We start from the raw sequence: 23740 nt of genomic DNA on the forward strand, positions 1-23740 counted from the left end.
CATCCAGGCAAAGGCAATACACGTCAAAGCTCGGTCGGCACCGGCACCTCGTCCGCGGGTGCCGGAGTAGGCGCTGGCGCCGCCTGCGCAGGGACCTCATCCTGGGCCACGGGCGAGTTCAGGATCCACGAGTACCCGCGCCCCAACGTGCTCAGCCGGTACGCCGCGCGTTTTCCGCAGCCCGCGACTCCCGTAGTGACGGGATCCAGCTTGGACGTCTTGAGATCAAACCGTGAACAGCCCATGTCGAACTCCGCGCGGGCCCTCACGTCCGGGATCCAGGAGCACTGACCCACCTTGCATTTCAGCTCATAGATACCCTCAACGTTGCAGCCGATCATCTGGTACTGATTCTCACCCAGGTACTGCGGCGTCAGCTCCTGGTCGCACTTGAGATCCTTGGCGGCGATCTTCTCCAGGTTCGCGTAGCGCTTGGAATTGATGGACGGCCCCATCTGGGAGAAGTCCACCTTGGCGTTGCTCCGGCGGCCCCCGCAGCCCGCCACCAGGAACGCCACACCCACGCCCACAACCGACAGTCGAATCAGGTTCATGGCCGCCCATCTACTCCAGGGCCTCACGCGCTTTCCAGCCCTTCCCCCCGCAAAGACAAGGAGCCGCCCCACCGCGCAGGTAGGACGGCTCCCAGGTCAACGCCCGCGCATCACTGCATCGACAGGGCCCAGGTGTAGCTGCCGCTCGAGCCCAGCCCGACCAGCGTCGTCTTGCACGTGGCGGTGGTGCTGCCCTTGGACGTGGCGCTTCCCGCGGGCGTCCAGTAGCCGGACGTCCCCAGGATCGGGTTGGGCGGGGTCCAGATGCTGCTCATGTTGAAGCGACAGGTCTTGCTGCCACTCGTGTACTCGAAAACGACGGCGGAGTTCTGCCCACAGTCCGTCTGGTGCACGCCCGAAGTCGAGTTGGCCGCCACCGAGGTCAGGGCCGGGATGACCGCGGCACAGCCGTTGAAGTAGGAGTTGGTGATCGCGCTGGTCGTGATCTTGTTCTGCACCGTGAACGTCAGCGTCGCCGCGTGCGCGGAACCCATGCCCAGCGCCGACACCGCGAACGCAGCCACCACCGTCAAGCTTTTCATGGACAGCCCCCAAGGAAGGGGAATCGCTTCCCCAGAATCAGATAAGCGATTCCCGGGAGCCTTGTCCAGACAGCCAGCGTTTGAAATGCATGCAACGGATTGCGAGGAAAATTCTCGCCGGACTCGCTTTCTCCTCCTGAGTCAGGCCTGAATCGCTTGCTGCCAGTCGTGGTCGCGTCCGACTCACGAACCTCCATTCAATGACAGACATTCGCCGTGCGGCGTCAGGGCTGGGGCGCCTCCGCACTCCCGGGCAGCAGATCCGACAGCAGCATCTGCTCCTCGCTTGGCGAGAGGTCGTAGTGGCGGGCTGCCTCCGTGATGATCTGGATCATGGGAGTGTCCGGCTCCTCTGCCCTCCGCACCGCGATCCTGCGGGCTGCGCCTCGAAGGGCCTCTCCCCTGGGTTGAAGGCTTTCACGCATGACGGCACCTCACTGGAGAGATTCGGACGCGCTTGCGCCAGTGCAAGGGCGATGACGGTGGGTGGGAGCAGGCGCTTCCCGTCAGCCCCCGTCCACGGGAAGCGGGCGGCTCGCAGGGCGGCGCGTACCTTCCTCCGGACTCGCGAGCGCTCCAGCTTTGGGGTCGGACCCCACTCCGAGGAACGAGGAATCAGACATGGCAGCGCAAGACATCCCCGGCACCGGGCAGCAGGCAGGGAGCCCCACGCACCGCAGCACGGACATCCCGCTCGACGAGCGCCGCCGCATGCGCCACGAGTCCCGCACGTCGCAGACCTACAAGGCCTTCCTCAAGTACCTGCGCGACGTAGGCCAGTTCCAGGACGAGCAGGCTGCCCAGCAAGCCGCCTTCTCCGTGCTGTGCGTGCTGGAGCAGCGCCTCTTCGGCGAGGAGGACAACGACATGGAGGCCCAGCTGCCCCACAAGCTGCGCGAGCTCCTGGTGCGGTGCGACCGCCACGAAGCCGGGCCGCCGCCTCATAAGTTCGGCCGGGCGGAGATGCTGGCGATGGTCTCCACGGACCTGGGCGTGGAGGCCGAGAACGCAGAACCCATCGTCCGCGCGGTCTTCAGCGCCATCCAGGCGCAGATCTCCGAGGGCGAGAGCGACGACATCGCGGGCGAGCTTCCAACGGACCTCCGCGAGCTGTGGGCGCGCCCTACCTGAGGCCAGGGCGCTCGCCTGCCTGGGCGCACTCCATTGACGTCAGGTCATGAATGGCTGTGAGCTGACGGCAACATGGACTCCATCTCGGAGATCGAAGTCTTCATCAAGGCCGTCGACCTGGGCGGCTTCACTCGTGCGGCCGAGAACCTGGGGCTGACTCCTTCGGGCGTGAGCCGGATCATCTCGCGGCTCGAAGGTCGGCTGGGTGTCCGGCTCCTGAACAGGACCACCCGCAGCCTCAGCCTCACGGACGAAGGGGCCCTGTACCACGAGCACTGCACGCGGATGCTCGCGGAGCTCGAAGCGGTCAACGCCACGCTGGCGCGGACGAGCGTCACGCCGCGAGGCCGCCTGCGCGTCGATGTCCCCATCCCGCTCGCGGACTACGTCGTCGGGCCCGCGTTGCCCCGGTTCTTGGAGCGCTACCCGGAGGTGTCCATCGATCTCACGGTCCGCGACCGGATCATCGACCCCACCGCCGAGGGCGTCGACGTGGTCCTCCGCCTCGCGCCGACGCGTGACTCCGACCTGGTCTCACGGAAGCTCGCCCGCGCGCGCTCCATCCTGGTCGCCTCCCCTGCCTATCTCACCGCGCATGGCAGGCCCCGGACGCTCGCGTCGCTGCGGGAGCACACCTGCATCGCGTACCTGTCGAACACGGGCCCCCTCCCGTGGCGGCTGAAGGGCCCAGGGGGCGAGGTCACCTTCGCCGCCCGGGGCAGGCTCATGGCCGGCTCTGGCAACGTGCTCACGCACGCCGCGCTGGGCGGGCTCGGCATCATCCAGACCTACGAGTACCACGTCGCCGAACACCTCTCCCGGGGCGAGCTCGAGCTCATCCTCGAAGACCTCGAGCCCGAGCCACGCACCGTCTTCGCCCTCTTCGAGCGGCACAAGTCCGCCGTGCCCAAGGTGCGTGTGTTCCTGGACTTCGTGGCGGAGCTCTTCGCCTCCAGGGCCCCGCTGGCCACGGGTCGCAAGCGCCGCTGAATCAGCGCACCAGCCGGAACCCGATGTCCGGCCCCAGCTTCTGCACGTAGCCGAGCAGGATGTTGAGGTAGCCCAGCGACTCCAGCCACCGGGAGTTGCGCAGCGGTCCCGCGTCCACCGGGTCGAAGCCCAGGTCGCGCCCCAGGCCCAGCACGCGCTCCCTGCCGCCAGCGTCATCCGAGGCGACGAGCAGGCTGAGCTTCTCGCCCTTCACCTGTCCCTGGTCCATGTGCTGCGCGAAGACCGTGTTGAAGGCCTTCACCACGCGCGCCTGGGGAGCCTTCTTCTGCAGCTCCTCCGCGCCGCTCGTGGTGAAGCCGAGCGCCAGCTGCATGTCGGCGGTCAGCGCGTTCGTCACGTCCACCACGACCTTGCCGTTCACCGCGTCGCCCAGCGCGCGGAGCGTGTCGTCCAGCGCGCCGAAGGGCACCGCCAGGAACACCACGTCCGCCCACGCCGCCGTCTGACGCACGGCCGCCGGGTCCTTGCCCACCGCCCGCACCTCGTGCCCCGCGCGAGCCAGGCCCCGCTGCAGCGCGCCGCCCACGTTCCCCTTGCCGATGATCCCGATCTTCGTCGCCATGGTCTTGCCGTCCTCGTGAAGGCCGGAGCGGTGCGCCCCGGAACGGTTGGCAATATGCGGAACGGGGCCCTCGCGAAAAACGCCTGGGTCGTCACGGCACCTGTGACGCGGCGTCATGAAACGCGGGGCGGGCCTCCTGGTGACACGAGTCACCAGCACTGGTGATCCGCCTCACCAGTTTCGAGCCGCCCGGGCACCTCTCGAATCACGCGCTTCAGAGGGAAGACGGCCTTCGCCGGCCCCGCCGGAGGCCTGGCACGCGCCGTGCTCTAGGGATTCAGCACACGGACCGGACGCAGCACTCCGGGCCCTCTTCCAAATCCCTGACTCTCCCCTCCTTCGCCGCCCCCCGAGGTCTCCCATGCGCGTCTCCAACCGCCCCGCGTCCACGCCCGCCTCGAACTCCCCCGCCGTTGCTGGCCCGTCCGCGGCCACCGAGAAGAAGCCCGGCTTCATCGACAAGAACCAGCCGGACACGAAGTTCAGCAAGGAGTGGGGCCAGGACATCTTCATGGACTCGCGCAAGGGCGATAAGGCCCAGGCCAGCGCGGACAAGAAGGACGGGCGCCAGGTCACGCAGGGCAACACGGGCCCCGGCCAGGTGGCGGGCAACGAGAGCAGCAAGTACGTGTCGTGGCAGAAGGACGCGGCGGAGTTCAAGACCGGCACGGGCTTCACCCAGGACGGCACCGGCGCGCAGATCGAGGCGAGCGCCGCCGAGGTCCAGGGTGATGCGTCATATCGCGTGATGCCGTGGGAGATCGGCGGCCGCGCGGGCGCCGAGGCCAACATCGCCAGCCTTCGCGGTGACGCGGGCTTCGGCAAGGACTTGAAGGACATCGGGCTCGACAAGGTGGAGGGCAAGGTCTACGGCGGCGTGCACGGCGAGGCGCTGGTGGGCGCCAACGCGGACGCGAAGGCCAAGATCGACCTGAACCCCAAGAACGGCGACATGGGCGCCGAGGTCGGCGCGGGCGCGCTGGTGGGCGCCGAGGCGAGCGCCACGGCTCGCGGCGAGTTCGGCCCCGTGCAGGGCTCCGTGACGGGCAGCGCCATCGCCGGCGTGGGCGCCGCGGTTGACGCGAAGGTGGCCTTCGAGGACGGCAAGCTCACCATCGGCGGCAAGGCCAAGGCGGCGCTCGGCGTGGGCGTCGGCGTCGGCACCTCGTACACCATCGACTTCAACAAGCTGAAGGGCACGGTCGACAACCTCACCAACGGCAAGGCCAGCGAGGCCGTCAAGAACGTCACGGACAAGGTCGGCGACACGGCGAAGAACGTCACCGACAAGGTCGCTGACACCGCCAAGAACGTCACGGACAAGGTCGCCGACAAGGCCAAGGACGTCACGGACAAGGTCGCCGACGGCGCGAAGGACCTGGGCAAGGGCATCAAGGACCTGTTCAAGTTCTGATGCGCCTTCAGGCCGCGGAGACGACCGTGCCCTGCGCCAGGGCGCACAGCGTCTCCGCGCCATCCTTCACCGCGAAGACTTCACATTGACACACGGCCTGCCGCTTGCCGGCGGCCTTCGCGTGGGCCCGCGCGATGAGCAGCGAGCCCACGGCGGGCTTCAGGTAGTTGATCTTGTACTCGGAGGTCAGCGCGTTGCCGCCCAGCGCCAGGCCCCCGGCGAACGTGATGGCGTTGTCCGCGAGGTAGCTGAGCACGCCCCCGTGGACGAAGCCGTGCTGCTGCTTCAGGTGGTCCACGATGGGGAGCCGCAGCTCCGCGGTCCCAGGCCCGGCGCTGGCGAGCTGCGCGCCGATGAACTGGCTGAAGGGCTGCGACGCGAACACCTGACGCGCGAACTCCTGAAGGTCTTCCACTGCGTGCTCCTGCGCTCGTGTTGGAAAGTCAAGGGAGCATGACCCGCGAGGGGACCTTCACCAAGCCAAAAACCTGGCGCACCCGTCAGCGGTCTATCAATGACACGCGGCGACTTGCCAATCCCTGCTCGCCGGGAATAGGACTGTCCTTGCCTTACAAACCAGACACGGGAGGACGCGTGAAGCCGTCGCGACTGAAGCGGGCAATTCCTGGCATCGCGTTGTTGATGGGACTCGCCGCGGGCACGGCCCTGGCGATGGTCCCCCCTCCACCGCGGAGGGCACGGAAGCAGGCGCGGCCCCCCTGCCGAGGGTCTGCTCCTTGAGCTGCAAGGATTGCAATCTGCCCGATACCGGGTGCGGTCCTGGGGAAGGAGTCTGCGGGGCCTTTCTCTGCCTGTAGAGGCGCCTCTCTATCCCTCCGCCGGAGCCGGCGCATTCACCGGTTCCGGCGGCTCCACCGGTGGCCTGACGATGAGCTGTTCCAGTGTCGGCCGCTTGGGCTTCTCGAACGGGGCCAGCTTCACCGGCTTCCCCGTGCGCGCGGACTCCTGCAACGCGACGATGATGCGCACGTCCGCCAGGCCTTCAATGCCGTTGGGCTCCGGATCGCGATCCTCCAGGACGCACTGGGAGAAGTAGACGAGCTCCGGCGCGAACTGGTCGCTGTTCTTGAACGTCCGCGTCTCCGTCTCCCCGCCCACCGTGAGCTCGTGCTGGATGTCCGTGCCGTAGCCGAAGCCGTGCTTCACCAGCAGGTCCCCTTCCGTCCCCACCAGCCGGTAGCTCGACACCGCCGAGGCCTCGTGGCTGATGGCGAACTGGGCCACCCGTCCGTTCGGGAATCGCATCAGCGCGAACGCGGACGCATCCACGCCGTGGAAGCGCCCATCCCTGCCGCCTCCCGTGAACGCGAACACCTCGCGCGGCTCGTCGCGGAAGAGGTAGCGCGCGGCGTTGATGGGGTATGGCCCTTCGTCCAGCAGCGCTCCGCCTCCCACGTCCACGCGCGTGCGGATGTCCCCTTCGCGCACCTGCTGCGTCAGCATCCCCGTGAACACCAGCGGATTCCCCAGCCGCCCTGAGCGCATCAGCTCGATGGCGCGGAGGTTCGCCTCCTCGAAGTGCAGCCGGTACGCGACCATCAGCTTCACGTCGTTCTCGTTCGTGGCGCGGATCATCGCCTCGCAGTCCTCCACCGACGTCGCCATCGGCTTCTCGCAGAGGACGTGCACGCCAATGCGTGCCGCACGCTCCGTGAAGGCCCGGTGCAGGGTGTTGGGCAACACGAGGTAGACCGCGTCCGCCTTCGAGTCGCGCAACACCTGTTCGAAGTTCTCGTAGCCCCCCACGTGCTCCACGCCGTACTTCTCCTGGAGCGTGACCCGCTTCGCCTTGTCGGAGGAGATGATGGCCACCAGCTCGGAGTTCTCCTCCGCGTGCTGGAACGCCGGGAGGATGGCCACCTGCGCGAGGTTGCCCGCTCCCACCACCGCGTACCGCACCCGCCTGGATGTCCCCTGCGCCATGATGCACCTCTCCCGTGGTGAAGCCTTACGCTGGTGACGCGCCAGGCCACCCCGCAAGCCGCGCCCGTCCCTCCGGTGCAGGGGCCGCATGATGGGCAGGCGGACGGACGGACAGGCTTTCGCGCCGCGTCCATCCGGCCTATGCCGTTCCCCATGCCCTTCATGAAGATGCTCGCCCGCCTCGGGATTGGCAGCGCGCGGGTGGACACCCGCCTGGAACACGACACCGTGCGCGCGGGCGGCGACCTGCGGGGACTCGTCCATGTCCAGGGCGGCCACACGCCCCAGCGCATCGACCGCATCGACCTGCACCTGATGGCGCAATACCTCCAGCGCGACAACGACCGCCTCAGCGCGCTCAACGCCGTCGTGCGCACCTGGCGCGTCGCCAACCCCTTCACCCTCCAGCCCCGCGAGGAGCGCGAGATCCCCTTCTCCCTGCGCATCCCCGCCCACGCTCCCATCACCGAACGCGGCACGCCCGTGTGGATCAAGACGGCGCTCGACATCGACAACGCCCTCAACCCCGAGGACAGCGACCGCGTCCACGTCCTGCCCCACCCGTCCCTCCAGACCGTGATTGAGGCCGTGCAACAGCTGGGCTTTCAGTGGCGCAACTCGTACTGCGAGGCTGGGTCCCCGTTGGGTCGCGACGAGCCCTTCGTGCAGGAACTGGAGTTCCACGCCGGCCCGGAGTGGAACGGCCCGCCTCGCTCGCTCGCCCTCCTGCCCTTCCCCCAGGAGGACGCGCTGGAGCTGGTCCTCGACCTGGACCGCGGCCCCCGGGGCCTTACATCCCTCCTGGAGGGCTCGTCGCTGGACGGCGGCCGGCGGCAGCGGCTGGTGCTGTCCTCCTCGGACCTGTCCTTGGGGACAGGGGCCATCGCGGCGCTCCTGGCGCCCCACCTTCGCGGCGGGACGTGAAAGCCCGGAAGGACCGGTCCTTCGTACAGCCCTGGACGTACCCGACGTCCCAAGTCCTCCGCCCGGGCTCGGAAGTGGTACAAGCCGCCGTGTGAAAGCTCCCCCGCCTCCCGCTGCCCCCGAAACCCCCACCTTCGAAGCCCTCGGGCTCAAGCCCGAGCTCGTCGAGGCGTTGACGACTCTCGGCTACGAAGAGCCCACCCCCATCCAGGCCGCCGCGCTCCCGCCGCTGCTGGCCCAGAAGGACCTGCTGGGCATCGCCGCCACGGGCACCGGCAAGACGGCCGCGTTCTCGCTTCCGCTCCTCCAGCACCTGAAGCCCGGCGCCGCCGGACCGCACAGCACCTCCGCGCTGGTGCTCGTGCCCACGCGCGAGCTGGCCATGCAGGTGTCCGAGGCCATCCACCGCTACGGCCAGAAGCTGGGCGTCAGCGTGCTCCCGCTCTACGGCGGCCAGGAGATTGGCCGGCAGCTGCGCGTGCTCAAGCGCGGCGTGGACGTCATCGTCGCCACGCCCGGCCGCGCGCTGGACCACTTGCGCCGCAAGACGATGAAGCTGGACCTGGTGAAGACCGTGGTCCTGGACGAAGCGGACGAGATGCTCGACATGGGCTTCGCGGACGACCTGGAGGCCATCCTCTCCGAGACGCCCGAGAAGCGGCAGACGGCGCTGTTCTCCGCCACCCTGCCCCCGCGCATCGCCAGCATCGCGGAGCGCCACCTGCACCAGCCGGTGCGCGTGCGCATCGAGAAGGAGAAGCTGGAGGCCGGGGAGATGCCGCGCGTCCGGCAGACGGCCTACATCGTCCCGCGCGCGTTCAAGATCGCCACGCTGGGTCGCGTGTTGGACCTGGAGTCCCCCACCGCCGCCATCGTGTTCTGCCGCACGCGCACGGAGGTGGATGAGCTCACCACGTCCCTCAACGGCCGGGGCTGGCGCGCCCACGCCCTGCACGGCGGCATGAGCCAGGAGCAGCGCGACCGCGTCATCAAGCAGTTCAAGTCGCAGGCGGCGGACCTGCTCATCGCCACGGACGTCGCGGCGCGCGGCCTGGACATCCCCCGGCTGACGCACGTGGTGAACTTCGACGTGCCCAACGCGCCGGAGGCCTACGTGCACCGCATCGGCCGCACGGGCCGCGCCGGCCGCGAGGGCGTGGCCATCACCCTGCTGGAGCCCCGCGAGCACCGGCTCTTGCGCAACATCGAGCGGCTCACCGGCCAGCGCATCGAGGTCACCGCGGTCCCCACCGTGTCGGACCTGCGCGCGCGCCGGCTGGAGATGATCCGCTCGTCGCTGCGCGAGGCGCTCGTGGGCGGGGAGCTGGACGCGTTCCGCGGCATCGCGGAGGACCTGTCCGGCGAGTTCAGCGTCATGGACGTGGCCGCCGCCGCCATCAAGCTCCTCCAGGAGAAGGAGGACGAGGGCAAGGACTCCGCCGAGCAGGACATTCCCCAGGTGTCGGCGCCGGCGGAGCGGAAGTTCCCGCGCACGGAGCGCTCCGGGCCTCCGGGCAAGTTCGCGGACCGAGACGCCGAGCGCCCGTCGCGAGGCCCCCGCACCGCTGACCGGGGCGAGCGCGGAGAGCGAGCCGAGCGCGGCGAACGGGCCGAGCGCGGCGAACGGGCCGAGCGGGCCCCCGCGCGTCCCCCGCGCGCACCGGAGTGGAACGTCACGCGCCTGTTCATCGGCGCGGGCCGCACCGCGGGCATGCGGCCGGCGGACCTGGTGGGCGCCATCGCGGGTGAGGCGGGGCTCGACTCCTCGCGCATCGGCGCGATCCACATCGCGGACATGTACTCCATCGTGGAGGTGCCGGAGCCGGAAGCCGCGCGCATCATCTCCGCGCTGAAGGGCTCCACGCTGCGCGGCCGCAAGGTCACCGTGCGCCGCGACACCCGCGACTGACGTCCCTCTCGCGTCACCGGCCTCCCATCACGGGCGGGCCGGTGACGCCCGCCTCAGACCGCGTCCGGGTCCATGTCCCCCGCGCGCCCCAGCAGCAGCGGCGACGCGAGCCGGCTCTCCGGGTGCATGCGCAAGAGCAGGTGGATGACGCCGCCCAGCCCGGCCATCAGCCCGGGCGAGAAGGCGTCACGCGCAAGCCCCGCCACCGGGCCACGCGCCTCCAGGCCGGAGATGAGCTCCGCGTCCAGCGTCTCCCGCTCCTGCCCGAGCGGCTCCGAGGACAGCCGGCGCGCCGTCTCCATCAACTCCCACAATCCCAGGTCGCCGTGGCACAGGGTGTGGGTCCAGCCGAAGCCCTCGCGCACGGCCGCGGCACGGGCCCGCTGGAACAGGTCCCCGTAGCGGGGCATCCCCGTGCGCACGAAGAGGTCCGCCGCGGCCATGCCGATGCCCGTACTCCCATGGCACCAGGTCGTCAGTTGATCCGTGGCGTCCGGGCGACGCAGGTCCGTCCAGTTGCCCACGTCCGGACGGTAGAGCCCGTCCACGAAGTCGAAGGCGCGCTCGGCCAGGCTGCGCCACCGCCGCCGGTCCGCGGCAGTCCCCGCCGCGCTCAGGCCCAGCCGCGCCAGCGCCCAGCCGATGCCCGCCGTGCCGTGCGCGAAGCCACCGATGGGCTCCGGGAACATGGACGTGGACCACCGCGCGTCCCCCGCCACGCTCCGCGCCGTGTCCTCCAGCCGCCGCCCCGCGTGCGCCGCGATGTCCAACCACGTCGGGTCGCCCGTCTGGTCCACCAGGTTGAGCAGCGGGACGATGACGCCCGCCACGCCGCCCAGCACCTCCAGCAGCCCGTCGGCATCCAGCACCTGGGGCGTCAGCACCGCCGCGCGCTCGCGGGCCCGGTCCAACGCGCCGGGGACGGTGCCCAGGTCATGCAGCGTGGACCAGATCCACACCTGCGACGCGAGCCCGGAGAAGCCGCCCGGCGACTTCACCGGTACGCGGTCCTCGGTGGCACGAAGCACCGCGAGCGTGCCTTCCAGCAGCGCGGGCAGCCCCTCCACCGCGTCCGCGCGGCCGTGGTGGACCTCGCGCAGGTACTGGGCCAGCACCACCGTGATGCCACCCTGCCCGCTGTAGTGCTCGGCGGAGAGGGGGCGCACGGCCCAGCCGTGTTCGGCGAGCACCGGGCTGATCCACGTCACCGTTCCGTCCGGCCCCTTCACGGCCGCGTCGCCCACGCGGCGGACCAGCTTGGACAGTTGGGCCCGGCGCCGCGCGTCCAGGCGCTCCCGGCGCGCGGGCGTGGCCGGCGCGGGGACGCGTGGAGGCACGGTCTTCTCGTTGAGGTAGGCGCTGATCAGCGTGCTCTGGATGGTCATCTCCTCCAGGGGCACATCCACGGAGCGCCACGCCTCCACCGCGGTGTCGATCACGCTCCGGGTCACGGGCTGGGTGAAGACGGGGATGTCGCCCACGCACAGGTCCGCGAGCTCCTCGTCGATGACGGGCGCCGCGGAGGGCGCTCCGGGGGAGACGTCCGCGTTCTTCCGCATCACCTCCCGCGCCCGCGCGTGGGCCTTGGGCGCGTCGTAGAGGGAGGCCGGATGCCAGAGCATCCGCAGCAACTCCGCGTAGGTCTGGGTGGGCCGCAGGATGCGCCGGACCACCGCGCCCATGAACGGCTCCAGCAGCGGGCGCAGATTGCCGTCCGCATCCAGCGCTTTCATTCGCGCGGTGAGTTCGTGGAACCCCTCCACGACCCGATCCCAATACAGCGCGAGCACGGGTTCCGGGCTGGGGTGGTTCTTCGCCATCGGGCGCTCCATCAGCGCCATGCCCAGGCGCGCGCCGTCCGTGCCACCGCCAACGATGAGCGGCGCCGCGATGCGCGGCTGCTGCCCTGGAAGCGAGCCCGCGGCGGAGATGTCCAGGCCGCCCAGCCCCGGACCTCCGCTGCGCACGGGAAGCAGGCCCGTGCGCAGGACGGTGCCCCGGATGGCCTTCGCGGCCAGGTCCACCGCCAGCCCGCGCTCCGCCGGAGGCACGAAAGGATCCGGCGTGAAGAGGCTCTCCACGTCCACCACCACGGGCACCGGCCCATGCGCGATGAGGTTCTCCGAGTGCAGGTCCGTGCCGCCCAGCAGGCGCATCACCGCGAGCCAGTGGCCCATGTTCCGGTAGAAGCGCGCGAACTCGGCTTCGCTCTCGCAGTAGCGGTGCTCCACGAACTCCGCCCAGCCGTAGCCCGCGCGAACCAGCACGGCCGGCACCCGGATGCGCCGGGTGGCGTCCTCCGGCGCGAGCAGCCGCGACAGCAGCCCCTCCAGCGCGCGGTCCACGCGCATGCACCGGGGCTTGTAGAGCACCGAGCCCTCTTCCAGTTCCAGGAGCGCCACCGTCTGACCACCCCGGTGGGCATCACCTTCGCCCAGCCGCAGGCGCTTGAGCGCGCCGCGAGGGCGACCCGGCAGCTCCTGCAGGGACTCGCGGTCCGCGACGAACCGCTCCGCCAGTCGCAGCACCGCTTGGGTCTGGAGCCGCCCCAACGTCGCCAGCCGCTCCATGAGCGGCGGATAGCGTTCGCGCAGGTGCGCATGGAAATCAGACGTGCAGGCAAGCTCGAGGAACTGGCCCCACCGTGCTGACGAGTCCGCGGCGTCGAGCCGTCCCTCCATCGACGCGGCATGCAATTCCAGGAGGAGCACGCGGTTGAGCTTGAACTGGGCGCGGAAGCCCAGCATCGACCGGGTCGAGGTCTCCACCGCGTCGCGCTCGGCTGGGGAGAGGCCCTGGATTCGCGCGAGCCGTTGCGACAGCGTCTCCAGGTGCGGCGTCAGCAGGACGTTCACGGGGCGCGCGAGCCATCCCTCGGGAGGGACCTCGGCAGCCATCGACGCTTCCTCGTGGACCATGAGGGGGGCTCCCTGGGGGTGGGGACCGATGCTGGGGAATGAGGGGAAGACCCTCCGGCACCGAGCACGGCGCCGGAGGGATGTTTCAGACGGACGGAAGACGTCCGGGGTGGCTCAACAACACCACCCGGTGGTGGAGGCGGTGCAGCTGCTGCAGCCCGTGTCCGCCACCAGGTTGGACTCGGTGAGCGCCTGTTCGGTGCGCTCACCTCCCACGAAGAGCGGTCCCGCCGGGTTGGTCATGCCTTGGGACTCCTCATTGCCGGCCAGCCAGCCCTCCACCACATCCTGGAAACCAGGCTTCTTCGTCATGAGTGTTCTCCCTCACGTCCGGACGGTCATGGCGAGGGGTGCCATGTGCGCCGGACGCGGAGCGGACGTGAACACAGACACGCCCCGCAATGCCAGACGCATCAGGTCAAAGTCAGACACTCCACAATGACTTGCGCTCGCACGCCACAAGTCCAGCGGGATCCGAACGCCGCATAAGGGATTGCCACCACGAAACGGTGGTCCCCCTGCCCAGGGGGACGAGGAGACCGTGGACCAGGTGACAGGTCGGCCTCGGGGTCGGAGAGCGAGCCCGCCACGCGACATCCGCCGCCCAGAACGCCGGGGGCCTGACAGCCGGGCCCCTGTCCGCTCTTTCCAGGTCAGCAGGGACGCCTAGGATGGCGAGGAGGAGGTGAACGTGGAGCGCCCCATCGCCAGCCCGGAAGATCCGCTGGTCTTCAACGGCATCGATGGCGTCACCGGGCAGTACCTGGTGCCGCCCATCGCGTTGCCCGCGGCCGCGGAGGTGGCGGAGCCTCGGGGCGAGGCCGCGTACTTCGAGGCGTGGAGGAAGTGGCTTGAGTTCCTCCCCATGCGTCTCAGCTTCGGCCTGCCACCCGACGCGCCTCCGGAGGACTACACGAAGGCCGGCTGGGGCGTGGTGTTCCCGGCGTCCGCCTCCGAGGAGCTTCGCAAGAGCCTGGAGCCGCTCATCGCCCATCGGCGCGAGCGCATGGAAGAAGCGGACCGGTGCCACGTCCTCACCTACCAGCCCGGTGAGACGGCGCATCAGTTCCTGGAGCGGCACGGAGCGCCCATCGGCGACGTGGAGCCGAGCATCGTTCCCTATTACCTCCTGCTCGTAGGCGGGCCTGACGTCATCCCGTTCGACGTGCAGCACTCGCTCTCCTTGTCGTACGCCGTGGGCCGGCTCTCCTTCGACACGCCAGCGGAGTACGGGCGCTATGCGGACAGCGTGGTGGCGTATGAGACGGGCGCTTCCGTGCCCAATCACCGGCAGGTGAACTGGTGGGGACCCAAGCACCCTGGGGACCGCTCGACGGAACTCAGCGCGGACAACCTCGTCGCTCCGCTCGCCCGTGGTGCGCCGTTGGATCAGCCTCCCCAGCTGTCGAAGACGGTCGCCGCGAAGGCCCGCTTCGCCAGCCGTGAGGCTATCGAGGATGACGCAACCCGTGAATGGTTGCTGGCCGCGCTCCATGGCCGCGACGTGCGCCCGGCGGTGCTCTTCACCGCGTCCCATGGCGTGGGCTTCAAGGCGAACGATCCGCTCCAGCTCACGAAACAGGGCGCCCTGCTGAGCCAGGATTGGGCCGGATTTGGCGCGATGGCCCCCGCGCACTACGTGGCGGCGTCGGACATCCAGGACGACGCGCGGCTCCATGGCCTGGTGGCGTTCTTCTTCGCCTGCTTCGGCATGGGCACGCCCGCGAACGACGAGTTCCCGCTCCATGCCTCGCGCAGTGGTGACGCGCTCGCGAGTGCTCCCTTCGTCGCGGCCCTGCCACGGCGGCTCCTGGCCCATCCCAACGGCGGCGCGCTGGCGGTGATCGGCCACGTGGAGCGGGCGTGGGGCTTCTCCATCAAGCCGCTGCAGATGACCCAGACGACCATCCACCCGTTCCGCAACACGCTCTGGAAGATCATGGCGGGCATGCCGGTGGGCCACGCGCTGCGCGACTTCCGCGACCGGTTCTCCGCCGCCAACAACATCCTGCTGACGCACCTGGATGCCAACACGTCCAACGGCAAGCTCCAGCCTCGCGAGCTGCTGCACCGGTGGATCGAACGCAACGACGCTCGCAACTACGTGGTGCTCGGCGATCCCGCCGTGAGCATCCGGCACAACGACCTGCAGGCGCTTCCCTGAAAGGAGCATCGACTCATGCGAACGCTCATTCTCAGCGACCTCCACCTCGGCAACGGTGGCCCCTACGACATCTTCGCGGGCGCAGCCGAGCTGCCCGCCCTCTTCGACTCATTCACTCGCGAGCCCACCCACGTCGTCCTCAACGGGGACAGCTTCGACTTCCTGCTCAACGATGATCCGTTGGCGGTGGACCCGAAACGGACGCTGGAGCAGGCCCGCGCGCTGGTGACATCCGCGGCGACCGCGCCCGCGTTGAAGGCGCTCGGGAGGGTGCTGGCCGCGGGGGGCCGGGCGACGATGGTGGTGGGCAACCACGACCTGGAGCTGGCGCTGCCGGACGTCCAGGAGGTGATCCGCTCCGCGCTGGGCCAGCCCAAGGACATCGCTTCGCGGCTGGAGTTCCGGGACGGCACCGCGCCCCTTCAGCTGGAGGTCGGCGGCTCGCGCGTGCTGGTGACGCACGGCGAGCACACCGACGTGGCGAACCGCATCGACTACGACGCGCTCCTATCGTCAGAGCGGGCGAACCGCTTCCGCTATCCGCCGGGTTCCGTGCTGGTGAAGACGCTGCTCAACCCGCTCAAGCACCAGCACCGCATGCGGTACATGGACCTGCTCAAGCCGGACTTCGAGGGCGCGGTGATGGTGGCGCTCGGCGTGAAGCCCGACGCGCTCCGGGTCCTGTTCAACGCGGGGACGCTCACGCTCATCCGGCGCCTGCTGGACAACCGGGGGCTCGCGCCGGCCTTCGCGCTCGAACCGATGGACGCGGTGGGCGGGTCGGACGCGGACGTGCACCTGGCGCGCAGCCTGGCGCGAGTGGACCTGAAGGACGACGAGGTGGACGCCCTGCTGTCGGTGCTCGACCCGGAGAAGCTCAACGCCTTCGACAACCCGGAGGCCCTGGGCCGCGCCCGGCTGAAGCTGGCCAAGGCGGGGTTCGCGTTCTACGCACGCCTGCACCGCGCGGTCGCTGGCAGGACCGGCACGGACTACTTCGCTCTGGAGCCCGGCAAGGACGAGCTCGCGGAGACCGCGCGGCTGGGCAAGAAGTACAACCCGCAGGCGGTGGTGATGGGCCACACGCACGCGGCCCGCTGGCACGAGGGCAACGGCCCCCTCTACGCCAACACCGGCACGTGGATCTCCCTCCTGCGGCTCCCCGCCCCGGAGGCATCCGACGAGGAATGGGGCGAATACCTCGCGGAGCTCCAGGTCAATCCGTCGTTGGACCCGGCGAAGCAGAAGCACGCGAAGCTGGAGCAGCGCTTCACCTTCGTGGAGGTGGAGCCGCACGCCTCGACGCGAGGAGCGACGCTGCGCCTGTCGCAGTGGACGGATCAGGGCCCGAAGACACTGCGCAGCGCGGAGCTTCCGGCCGGGAGCTGAGGTCCGCGCTCAGCGGGAGAGTTGGGGGCGGTCCGCCACGGCTGACAGCACGCCGTGCAGCAGGGCCAGCACCACGGCCACCCCGAACATGTACGGAGCGATGACCTGAAGGCCCCATCGCTCCGCCAGGACACCCGCGAGGCTGGGAATCGCCGCCACGCCCGCCGTCGCCGCGCTGACCTGGAAGCCCACCGCGTGCGCGGAGACATCCAGGCCCACGCGGCGCGGCGTCACCGACATCAGGGCCGGGAAGATGGGCGCCAGCGCCAAACCCAGCAACGCGAGCCCCAATGCGGGCGGCACGGCGGGAATCGCGAACAGGGCCGCGCCCACCACCGCCAGCACTGTGCTCGCGCGCAGCATCCGCACCGGGCCCATGTGTTCGACGACGAAGCCTGAAAGCACGCGTCCCACCAGCAGGCAGCCCCAGTAGATGCTCACGCAGGTGCCCGCCGCGGCGGTGTGCAGGCCCCGGCCTTCGGTGAGCACGGTGAAGCTCCACTGGCCCGCCGTCACCTCCACGCCCGTGTAGAAGAAGAACGTGAAGATCTGCAGCCACACGCGGGGCCGGCGCACGGCCTCCATGGCGGACGCGGTGGGCACCTCCACGCGAGGCTCCTCGCCGGGCGCCGCCACCTGTGCGTCCCACAACCGGCGCATCAACAGGAACGTCAGCGCCAGCGTCCCCAGCACCACGGCGAGGACCGCATAGCCGGTCCTCCAACCCGCCCCCCGAGCGAGCAGCGCGGTCATCAACACCGGCCCGACCGCGGCCCCCACGCTGTAGGCCGCGTGCAGCCAGCTCATGTGCTTGGGACCGAAGTTCTGGGCCGCGTAGTTGTTGAGCGCGGAGTCGATGGCGCCCGAACCGAAGCCGATGAAGCAGGCGGCGGCCAGGAACAGCACGAACAGGGGCACGGTCGCGTAGCCCGTGAGCCCCAACGCCACCGAGCCGGTGCTCAGCGCCAGCAGCAGCCCCAGGTTCATCGCGCGCATCAGCCGGCCCGCGAGCAACCCGGAGATGAAGTACGCGACCGCGGCCGTCCCCAGGATGGCGCCCATCGTCGCCTGCGACAGGCCGAACGTGCTTCGCAGTGACGGCCACGCAACCCCCAGCACCGCGTCCGGCAACCCCAGACTGACGAAGGCCAGGTAGGCAAGCGTGAGAAGCGCGGGACGCGGACGGGGCACAGGCGAAGACGGGCTCACGCGGCGCACCGTAGATCGCGGTCGGACATCCCGTGGGGACATCACGGTCACATTCCCCCGCCGGGGTCTTGACCTTGACACCAGTGTCAGGCCCGAAGCTCTCGGCCATGGAGTCTTCAGGAATGAGAAGGAAAGAACCCGACCAGGTCTGCCCGCCGGGAGCGGACCGCGGAAACCTGTCCGACAGTAGGACAGGTTTTGAGCCGGCTCGGCCGGGAGGGGCCCCATGGATGTTGGGGGTCCTGGCATCCGGATTCAGGAGCGCAGGATGAACATCGGAGAACTCGCCCGGCGCACGGGCAGCAGTGCGCGGTCCATCCGCCACTACGACAAGGCGGGGCTCGTCGCTTCCCACCGCCGCGACAACGGCTACCGCGACTTCGACGAGGTCGCCGTCCCCCAGGTCATGCAGGTGGCGAGGATGATCCGCCTGGGCTTCTCCCTGGAGGAGATCGCCACCTTTCCGCCGTGCATGCTCCGGCAGGTCACGGACGCCATCTGCCCGGACGCGCTCGCCGCCCACCGGGAGCGGCTGGCGGAGGTGGAGCGGCAGCTCTTCGACCTCGCCCGCCTGCGCGAGCGGCTCATGGCCCTGCTTCCCCCCAACGAAGGAGTCCCCCATGAACCGTCGTGACGTGATGAAGACAGCCCTCGTGGGCACGGGGCTGTTGCCAGGCCTCGGGCTCGCGGCCATGCCCGCGAAGGCGCCACGCAGGCCCCGGACGTTCCTCCTGGTCCACGGCGCATGGCACAACGCCCTGCACTGGACGCGTGTCGCGGAGGCGCTCACCTCGAAGGGGCATCAGGTCGTGGCCATCGACCTGCCCGGCCACGGCCTCAACGCGCGCTTCCCCACGTCCTACCTCACGGGCGACGCGGCGCGCTTCAAGGAGGAGCGCTCGCCCCTGGCCGACGTCACGTTGGACGACTGCGCGGACGCGGTGGTCGCCGCGCTGGAGAAGCTCCAGGGCGGACCCAAGCCCGTGCTCGTGGGGCACAGCGCGGGTGGCACCGTCATCACGCGCGCGGCGGAGAAGGCCCCGCACCTCATTGGCCGGCTGGTGTACCTGAGCGCCTACGTCCCGCTGCGCCTCCAGAGCGCCAGCGGCTACGGCGCCCTGCCCGAGGCCCACACACCCTACAGCGCGTCACTCTTCATCGGCGACGCCGCGAAGTTGGGCGCGGTGCGGATCAATCCGCGCGGTGATGCGGCGTACCGGGAAGCCCTGCGCGCGGGCTTCTACCATGACGTGGACGAAGCAGCCTTCCTGCCCTTCGCGCTCACACTCACGCCCGACATCCCGGTGTCCCTGTGGATTGGCAAGGTCGGCGCAACCAAGGAGCGCTGGGGCCGCATCCCACGCAGCTATCTGCGCTGCGCCCAGGACCGCGCCCTGGCCCCCGCGCTCCAGGACCTGATGATCCGCGAGGCAGACGCCTTCACACCCGGCAACGCCTTCACCGTGGACACGCTGGACACGTCACACTCCCCCTTCGCGTCCCAGCCCCAGAAGCTGGCCACGCTGATGGACGGACTGCGCTGAAGCCGCGGCCTCGGAGGGCAGGCGTGTCGGTGCCGACCGATACCGTGCTCAGCATGACAAACACGATCAATGCCTCACGGCGCCGCGTTGCTGCGCTGCTGACTGGAGCGCTGTCCTTGTCCGCATGCACTGAAGGCGCCATGGGTTCGGCGGGTGGTGTGCGCAGATGGGTGGGGCCGCAGGTCATGGTCCCAGGCGGCGGGCAGTTCAGGACGAACATCTTCTACGGCCCGTGGCAGTGCAGTCCGCAGCTCATGAACTACTGCCGCGACAAATGCACCGGGGAGGGATTTGCGCTCCAAGGCTGCGTCTGGATCGCGGACGTGAAGATGGACTTCGACGGCAACATGTTCAGAGCGGGGAGCCGGTTCGGTATCGCCAACTGTTGCTGTAACTACCCAGCACTGAGCGTCAGCCAGAACGCGACAGCACGGGGACGGTGGGAGTCCATCCGAGATGGATTCCGCGATCGATGGGCGGAGAAGTTCGGCCAGTGGCCGACTGACGCCAGTGGGAACAACTACCCGGCCCACCACATCCGCGACCTCAAGCACGGTGGCAACCCGACGGACTGGGACAACATCATCCCCTATCCAGCCGACCTCCATTCCGGCCTGAATCAGGTCTACAACCAGTGCTACGCAGGCCCCCCCCCTGGACGAGCGTCGGGGTCAGCCATCCCTACGGAGAGTAGGCACATGCCAGCGATGACCGAACTCCTCGACGCCGTGGCAGCCCGGCACTTTCCACACCCGCCCGCGACGGCGGCGGCAGTCGATGCGTTCGAACATCGAATGGGCTGGCGCCTGGATCCAGACCTGCGCGCTTTCTACACGCGCTTCGATGGAGCCAGGCTGTTCCGCGTCTCCAACGCGCCCTACTCCATTCTGCCGCTCGCGGAGTTGCAGCGCGCACGGGTCGTCATGTCCCAAGCCGATACGGACGCGGCGGGTCCCTCGGACTGGTATGCGGTGTGCCAACTCCAGGACAGCAACTTTGCACTCCTGGACGTGGGGCAACAGACACATGGGCGCTATCCGCTCCGCGACGGATATCGCGAGGGATTCCCGGACCCCTACTACTGCCCAGTCATCGCCCACTCGTTCGCGGAGTTCCTGGCGGGTGCCCTGACGTCCGGTGGGCGGTCATATTGGCTGAAGGCCCTCGAAGAACAGGACCCGTAGTCTTTAGAAGATGGACAGGCCGGTCAGCGTCGTGAACCGGTCCAGCGCCTCCACGCCCGCCACTGAGTTGCCCCGTGCATCCAACCCGGGGCTCCACACGCACAGGCCACAGCGGTTCGGGATGACGGCGATGATGCCCCCGCCCACGCCGCTCTTGCCCGGCAGCCCCACGCGGTACGCGAATTCCCCCGCCGCGTCGTACGTGCCGCAGGTGAGCATCACCGCGTTGACCTGCTTGGCCTGGCTCCGCGTGAGGAGCCTCGACCCGTCCGCGCGCTGCCCATGGCGGGCGAGGAAACCACAGGCCCGGGCCAGGTCCGCGCAGCTCATCGCCAGCGAGCACTGCCAGAAGTAGTGCTCCAGCACCTCCGGGACGGCGCTCTCCATGTTGCCGTAGCTCGCCATGAAGTGGGCCAGCGCTCGGTTGCGGTGGCCGTGATCCGCCTCCGACGCCGCGATGATCGGATCGAAGTCCACGGACGGGTTGCCACTCTCCGCGCGGAGAAAGTCCCGCAGCGTGCCGCGCGCATCCCCGGTCAGCCGCTGCAACCGGTCCGTGATGACCAACGCCCCCGCGTTGATGAACGGGTTGCGCGGGATGCCCTGCTCGTACTCCAGCTGCACCAGCGAGTTGAACGGATTGCCCGACGGCTCCTTGCCCACGCGCTTCCACAGCGCGTCCCCGTCCCGCGACAGCGCGAGCGCCAGCGTGAACACCTTGGAGATGCTCTGGATGGAGAACGGCTCGCGCCAATCCCCCACGCCGTACACGTCCCCCTCCACCGTCGCGAGCGCCATGCCGAAGCGGCCCGGGTCCACCGCCGCCAACGCCGGGATGTACGTCGCCACGCGGCCCTGACCCACCACCGGCCGCACCGCGTCCCAGACCTCCGACAACACCGCCTGGTAGTCCATGTGCCGCCATCCTCGTCCGGAAAGGACGGGGACGCTTTCAGAATTTCCGCGCCGCGGTGTCTGCTGGGACATGCGCTTCCTCCCGACCACGCTCCTGGCCCTCTCCCTCCTGGGCACCCTCCCCACCGCGTGCTGCAGCAACCCCAGCCCGTCCACCAACGCCTGCCAGATCCCCGAAGAAACGCCGACGGATCCGGGCACGGTCCAGGTGACGCAGCTTGGCGCCGGGGAGCTCAACGCCGCGGGTCAGACGTGGCCCTACCAGTTGCTCAAGCTGGAAGTGCCCGGCCGCGCCGCCACCTATGCGCAGTGGTTTCCGCCCCGGAAGCCGGGCGTGTCCCCTACGGTGGTGCTCACCAAGCCCTACGACGGCATCGCCTGGACCGGTGAGGCCGTGGACGCGAAGTGGGCCGCGCGCGGCGCCGGCATCCACCCGGACGACAGCGAGCCGCACTACGGACCGGGCTCGTCCCCCATCGCGTTCACGCCCACCACGCCGGAGCTCATCGCGGGCGAGGCCTTCATCCACCTGTTCCATGACTTCGGCGTGCTCGCCGTCTTCGGCCGCTTCTACGCGGGCGGAGACCTGCAGAACGACCGCGACGACATGAACGCGGGCATGCGCTTCCTGGCCCAGGCCCCCAACGTGGACACCCGCCGCATCGGCATCTTCGGCGGCTCCTGGGGCGGCTACGAGGCGCTCTACGCCGCGGCGGACGCCCCCTCCACCGTGGTGCCCGCCGTGGGCGTCGCCCTGTCCCCGCTGTCCGACTTCGCCGCGGAGGTGGACTACGTGAGTCGATGGGTGCCGGCGCGCGTGAGCGACCCGGCCATGCGCTCGCGCTACCAGCAGTTCTTCGAGCCCTACTTCCGCCGCATCTACGCCACCACCGGAGGCGACCCCGTCACCCCCGGCACCGACTACACGCGCTGGACCGCCGCCCACCTGGCCAGCACCGTCCAGACGCCGTTCCTCATCCTCCATGACGATTGGGACACGCTCATCCCCGTGGAGCACACGCGTGCGCTCGTCGCCCAGGCCCCGCAGCGCTTCACGCCCATGTACCTCCAGAACCTCCCGGCCGTGGACTGGAACACCCTGCCGCCGGACCACGGCCCGCTGCTCACCGCGCACGGCGGCGTCGTCATCACGCTGAGCCTGGGGCACCTCTTCGTGATGCTGGGCGCGGCGGAGCAACCCCTCTACGTCCCCCACGCACAGGGCACCGTGCGCACGTGGCTGCAGGGCGTGCGCGCCGCCCAGGAGCAGGGCCGCGACGTGAGCGACGTGGTGCCCCGCCTGCTGGAGCTCACCGATCCGCGCGTGCTGATGTTCGAGCCCTGGCTGGGAACGCTCCAGCCGGGCGCCGCCTTCATCGCCCAGGAGATCAACGCGGTCTGGGGCACGACCTTCACCGACGCCAACGTGCGCTCGGCGCTGGCCCCGGGCCTGCCCGCGCCCTGAGCCAGTACAGGCCCGTCTCCCTGGGCAATGGAAAACGTCGGCGTCTCGATTCAAGCGCACCCATTTGGCGCGAAGTCGGCTCAAGTAAAGATTAGCATGCAATACATGCTAAATCGGAACACTCGATTCATGGGGACGCTCGTGGCGGCCCTCGCGTTCTTGGGTGTGGGCTGTGGTGGCGGCGCCCATGCGCGGGTAAGCGCCCCCCAGCCCAGCGCCACCGCGGTGTATTTGGCCCAGGCGCAGTGCGGTCCCCAGGACTCCACCGTCAGCTGCTGCGTGAAGACTCACCCAGGCAATCCTGCTCGCTGTGGGGCCACGGAGTTGGAGGCCGAGGACATCCTCCTGTTCACCCGCGCCGCCGAGGAGCTCTCTCGAGACCTTCCGGAGTGGAAACGCGCCTGCTTGGAGACCTACGTGCAATGCCAGGAGGACCACTGGTCAGGCTCCTGCTACGACTGCTTCCGGTACTGCGAGGGACAACAGGGCGACTGGCCCCGGGACAGGTGCCGGAAGAGGAAGGGTGGTCACTGAGCATGACCGAGGACATCGACTGGGACCCGGTGCGGGAACTGGCCTCGCGCGTGGAGGCGGGAGAAGCGCTGGTGCTCACTCCCCAGGTTCGCGACCTGCTGCTGCGCACGGCTCAGCAGGTGGCCATCCCCGAGTCCGACGCTCAGGCAGCCATCCAGGACGTGGCCACCGCGACCGCGCTGCTGCGCGAGGCGCGCGGGCGAATTCGCGAGGGCTCCATCAGGCTGAACATCACCGAGATGAAGGCGCGAGACCTCGTGCGAGCGGGTGACAAGGCCGGAGCACGACAGCTGCTGGGGGAACTCCTCGCTGTGGAGTCAGTGCCGCTCTACCGCGAGCAGATAGAACTGGCCTTGGAGGATCTGGACTGAGAAGCGCTCACGCGCCCTGAGCCAGCGCATGCCTGCCCCACCGGTGACACCCGCCC

At 69.5% G+C, this 23740-nt stretch carries 21 protein-coding genes; 12 read left to right on the forward strand and 9 right to left on the reverse strand.

What is annotated here, in order from left to right; genetic code table 11:
- Positions 1–23: 23 nt before the first annotated feature.
- On the reverse strand, positions 24–554 hold the full coding sequence (locus tag D7Y04_RS35270; protein WP_121762168.1) for a hypothetical protein: 531 nt from the start codon (positions 552–554) through the stop codon (positions 24–26).
- 110 nt (positions 555–664) lie between these two features.
- Positions 665–1096 carry a hypothetical protein gene (locus D7Y04_RS35275; RefSeq protein WP_121762169.1) on the reverse strand — a complete coding sequence of 144 codons (432 nt, stop codon included), beginning with the start codon at positions 1094–1096 and terminating at the stop codon, positions 665–667.
- A gap of 621 nt (positions 1097–1717) precedes the next feature.
- On the opposite strand from D7Y04_RS35275, the gene D7Y04_RS35280 reads away from it, so the two are divergent.
- Complete coding sequence (locus D7Y04_RS35280) at positions 1718–2227, forward strand: DUF2267 domain-containing protein (RefSeq protein ID WP_120580189.1); 510 nt, start codon at positions 1718–1720, stop codon at positions 2225–2227.
- A gap of 72 nt (positions 2228–2299) precedes the next feature.
- Positions 2300–3217: a LysR family transcriptional regulator gene (locus D7Y04_RS35285; protein WP_120594830.1), complete on the forward strand. Its 918-nt coding sequence runs from the start codon at positions 2300–2302 to the stop codon at positions 3215–3217.
- A 1-nt stretch (position 3218) separates the two neighbouring features.
- Here D7Y04_RS35285 and D7Y04_RS35290 read toward each other — a convergent pair whose 3' ends face one another.
- Positions 3219–3800, reverse strand: coding sequence for an NADPH-dependent F420 reductase (locus D7Y04_RS35290; protein WP_121762170.1), 582 nt, complete (start codon positions 3798–3800; stop codon positions 3219–3221).
- A 361-nt stretch (positions 3801–4161) separates the two neighbouring features.
- Here D7Y04_RS35290 and D7Y04_RS35295 point away from each other — a divergent pair, with 361 nt between their 5' ends.
- The gene (locus tag D7Y04_RS35295) at positions 4162–5214 is read left to right on the forward strand and encodes a hypothetical protein (RefSeq protein ID WP_120594832.1); all 1053 of its coding nucleotides are present in this window, start codon (positions 4162–4164) and stop codon (positions 5212–5214) included.
- Between the two features lie 7 nt (positions 5215–5221).
- Here D7Y04_RS35295 and D7Y04_RS35300 read toward each other — a convergent pair whose 3' ends face one another.
- Entirely contained in the window at positions 5222–5629 is a 408-nt protein-coding gene (locus D7Y04_RS35300) for a PaaI family thioesterase (protein WP_120594833.1), read from the reverse strand.
- A gap of 413 nt (positions 5630–6042) precedes the next feature.
- Positions 6043–7158: a Gfo/Idh/MocA family protein gene (locus D7Y04_RS35305; protein WP_120594835.1), complete on the reverse strand. Its 1116-nt coding sequence runs from the start codon at positions 7156–7158 to the stop codon at positions 6043–6045.
- A 153-nt stretch (positions 7159–7311) separates the two neighbouring features.
- Between D7Y04_RS35305 and D7Y04_RS35310 the strand changes: the two genes are divergently transcribed.
- Both D7Y04_RS35310 and D7Y04_RS35315 read left to right on the forward strand, forming a co-directional pair.
- Positions 7312–8082, forward strand: a complete 771-nt coding sequence (locus tag D7Y04_RS35310; protein ID WP_158627642.1) for a sporulation protein — start codon at positions 7312–7314, stop codon at positions 8080–8082.
- Positions 8083–8173: 91 nt separating this feature from the next.
- Positions 8174–9991 (forward strand): DEAD/DEAH box helicase, encoded by a 1818-nt coding sequence (locus D7Y04_RS35315; RefSeq protein WP_121762172.1) that lies wholly within the window; start codon positions 8174–8176, stop codon positions 9989–9991.
- Positions 9992–10044: 53 nt separating this feature from the next.
- Here D7Y04_RS35315 and D7Y04_RS35320 read toward each other — a convergent pair whose 3' ends face one another.
- Together D7Y04_RS35320 and D7Y04_RS35325 are read right to left on the reverse strand one after the other, a co-directional pair.
- Positions 10045–12888 carry a type 2 lanthipeptide synthetase LanM family protein gene (locus D7Y04_RS35320; RefSeq protein ID WP_233601723.1) on the reverse strand — a complete coding sequence of 948 codons (2844 nt, stop codon included), beginning with the start codon at positions 12886–12888 and terminating at the stop codon, positions 10045–10047.
- Between the two features lie 135 nt (positions 12889–13023).
- Complete coding sequence (locus tag D7Y04_RS35325; protein ID WP_121762174.1) at positions 13024–13221, reverse strand: DUF6229 family protein; 198 nt, start codon at positions 13219–13221, stop codon at positions 13024–13026.
- 379 nt (positions 13222–13600) lie between these two features.
- Here D7Y04_RS35325 and D7Y04_RS35330 point away from each other — a divergent pair, with 379 nt between their 5' ends.
- A complete protein-coding gene (locus tag D7Y04_RS35330; RefSeq protein WP_147477265.1) occupies positions 13601–15073 on the forward strand; it encodes a hypothetical protein in 1473 nt (490 codons plus the stop codon).
- Between the two features lie 15 nt (positions 15074–15088).
- Positions 15089–16462, forward strand: coding sequence for a metallophosphoesterase (locus D7Y04_RS35335; RefSeq protein ID WP_121762176.1), 1374 nt, complete (start codon positions 15089–15091; stop codon positions 16460–16462).
- A 9-nt stretch (positions 16463–16471) separates the two neighbouring features.
- On the opposite strand, the gene D7Y04_RS35340 is transcribed toward D7Y04_RS35335, so the two are convergent.
- Complete coding sequence (locus tag D7Y04_RS35340) at positions 16472–17671, reverse strand: sugar MFS transporter (protein WP_233601724.1); 1200 nt, start codon at positions 17669–17671, stop codon at positions 16472–16474.
- A 268-nt stretch (positions 17672–17939) separates the two neighbouring features.
- On the opposite strand from D7Y04_RS35340, the gene D7Y04_RS35345 reads away from it, so the two are divergent.
- The 3 genes from D7Y04_RS35345 to D7Y04_RS46855 are packed head-to-tail and all read left to right on the forward strand — an operon-like array spanning position 17940 to position 20399.
- A complete protein-coding gene (locus D7Y04_RS35345; protein ID WP_120580798.1) occupies positions 17940–18305 on the forward strand; it encodes a MerR family transcriptional regulator in 366 nt (121 codons plus the stop codon).
- A complete protein-coding gene (locus tag D7Y04_RS35350; protein WP_121762178.1) occupies positions 18292–19215 on the forward strand; it encodes an alpha/beta fold hydrolase in 924 nt (307 codons plus the stop codon). Before D7Y04_RS35345 ends, D7Y04_RS35350 begins: the two co-directional genes overlap by 14 nt.
- A 23-nt stretch (positions 19216–19238) precedes the next feature.
- The gene (locus tag D7Y04_RS46855) at positions 19239–20399 is read left to right on the forward strand and encodes an SMI1/KNR4 family protein (protein ID WP_368666430.1); all 1161 of its coding nucleotides are present in this window, start codon (positions 19239–19241) and stop codon (positions 20397–20399) included.
- A 3-nt stretch (positions 20400–20402) separates the two neighbouring features.
- On the opposite strand, the gene D7Y04_RS35365 is transcribed toward D7Y04_RS46855, so the two are convergent.
- Positions 20403–21314, reverse strand: a complete 912-nt coding sequence (locus D7Y04_RS35365; RefSeq protein ID WP_120580796.1) for a glutaminase — start codon at positions 21312–21314, stop codon at positions 20403–20405.
- A 70-nt stretch (positions 21315–21384) separates the two neighbouring features.
- Here D7Y04_RS35365 and D7Y04_RS35370 point away from each other — a divergent pair, with 70 nt between their 5' ends.
- Positions 21385–22779, forward strand: coding sequence for a S9 family peptidase (locus tag D7Y04_RS35370; RefSeq protein WP_121762180.1), 1395 nt, complete (start codon positions 21385–21387; stop codon positions 22777–22779).
- A 536-nt stretch (positions 22780–23315) separates the two neighbouring features.
- Positions 23316–23684: a DUSAM domain-containing protein gene (locus D7Y04_RS35380; RefSeq protein WP_121762182.1), complete on the forward strand. Its 369-nt coding sequence runs from the start codon at positions 23316–23318 to the stop codon at positions 23682–23684.
- Positions 23685–23740 lie beyond the last annotated feature (56 nt).

Source organism: Corallococcus sp. AB038B (genome assembly GCF_003668955.1).
Taxonomy (GTDB): domain Bacteria; phylum Myxococcota; class Myxococcia; order Myxococcales; family Myxococcaceae; genus Corallococcus; species Corallococcus exiguus.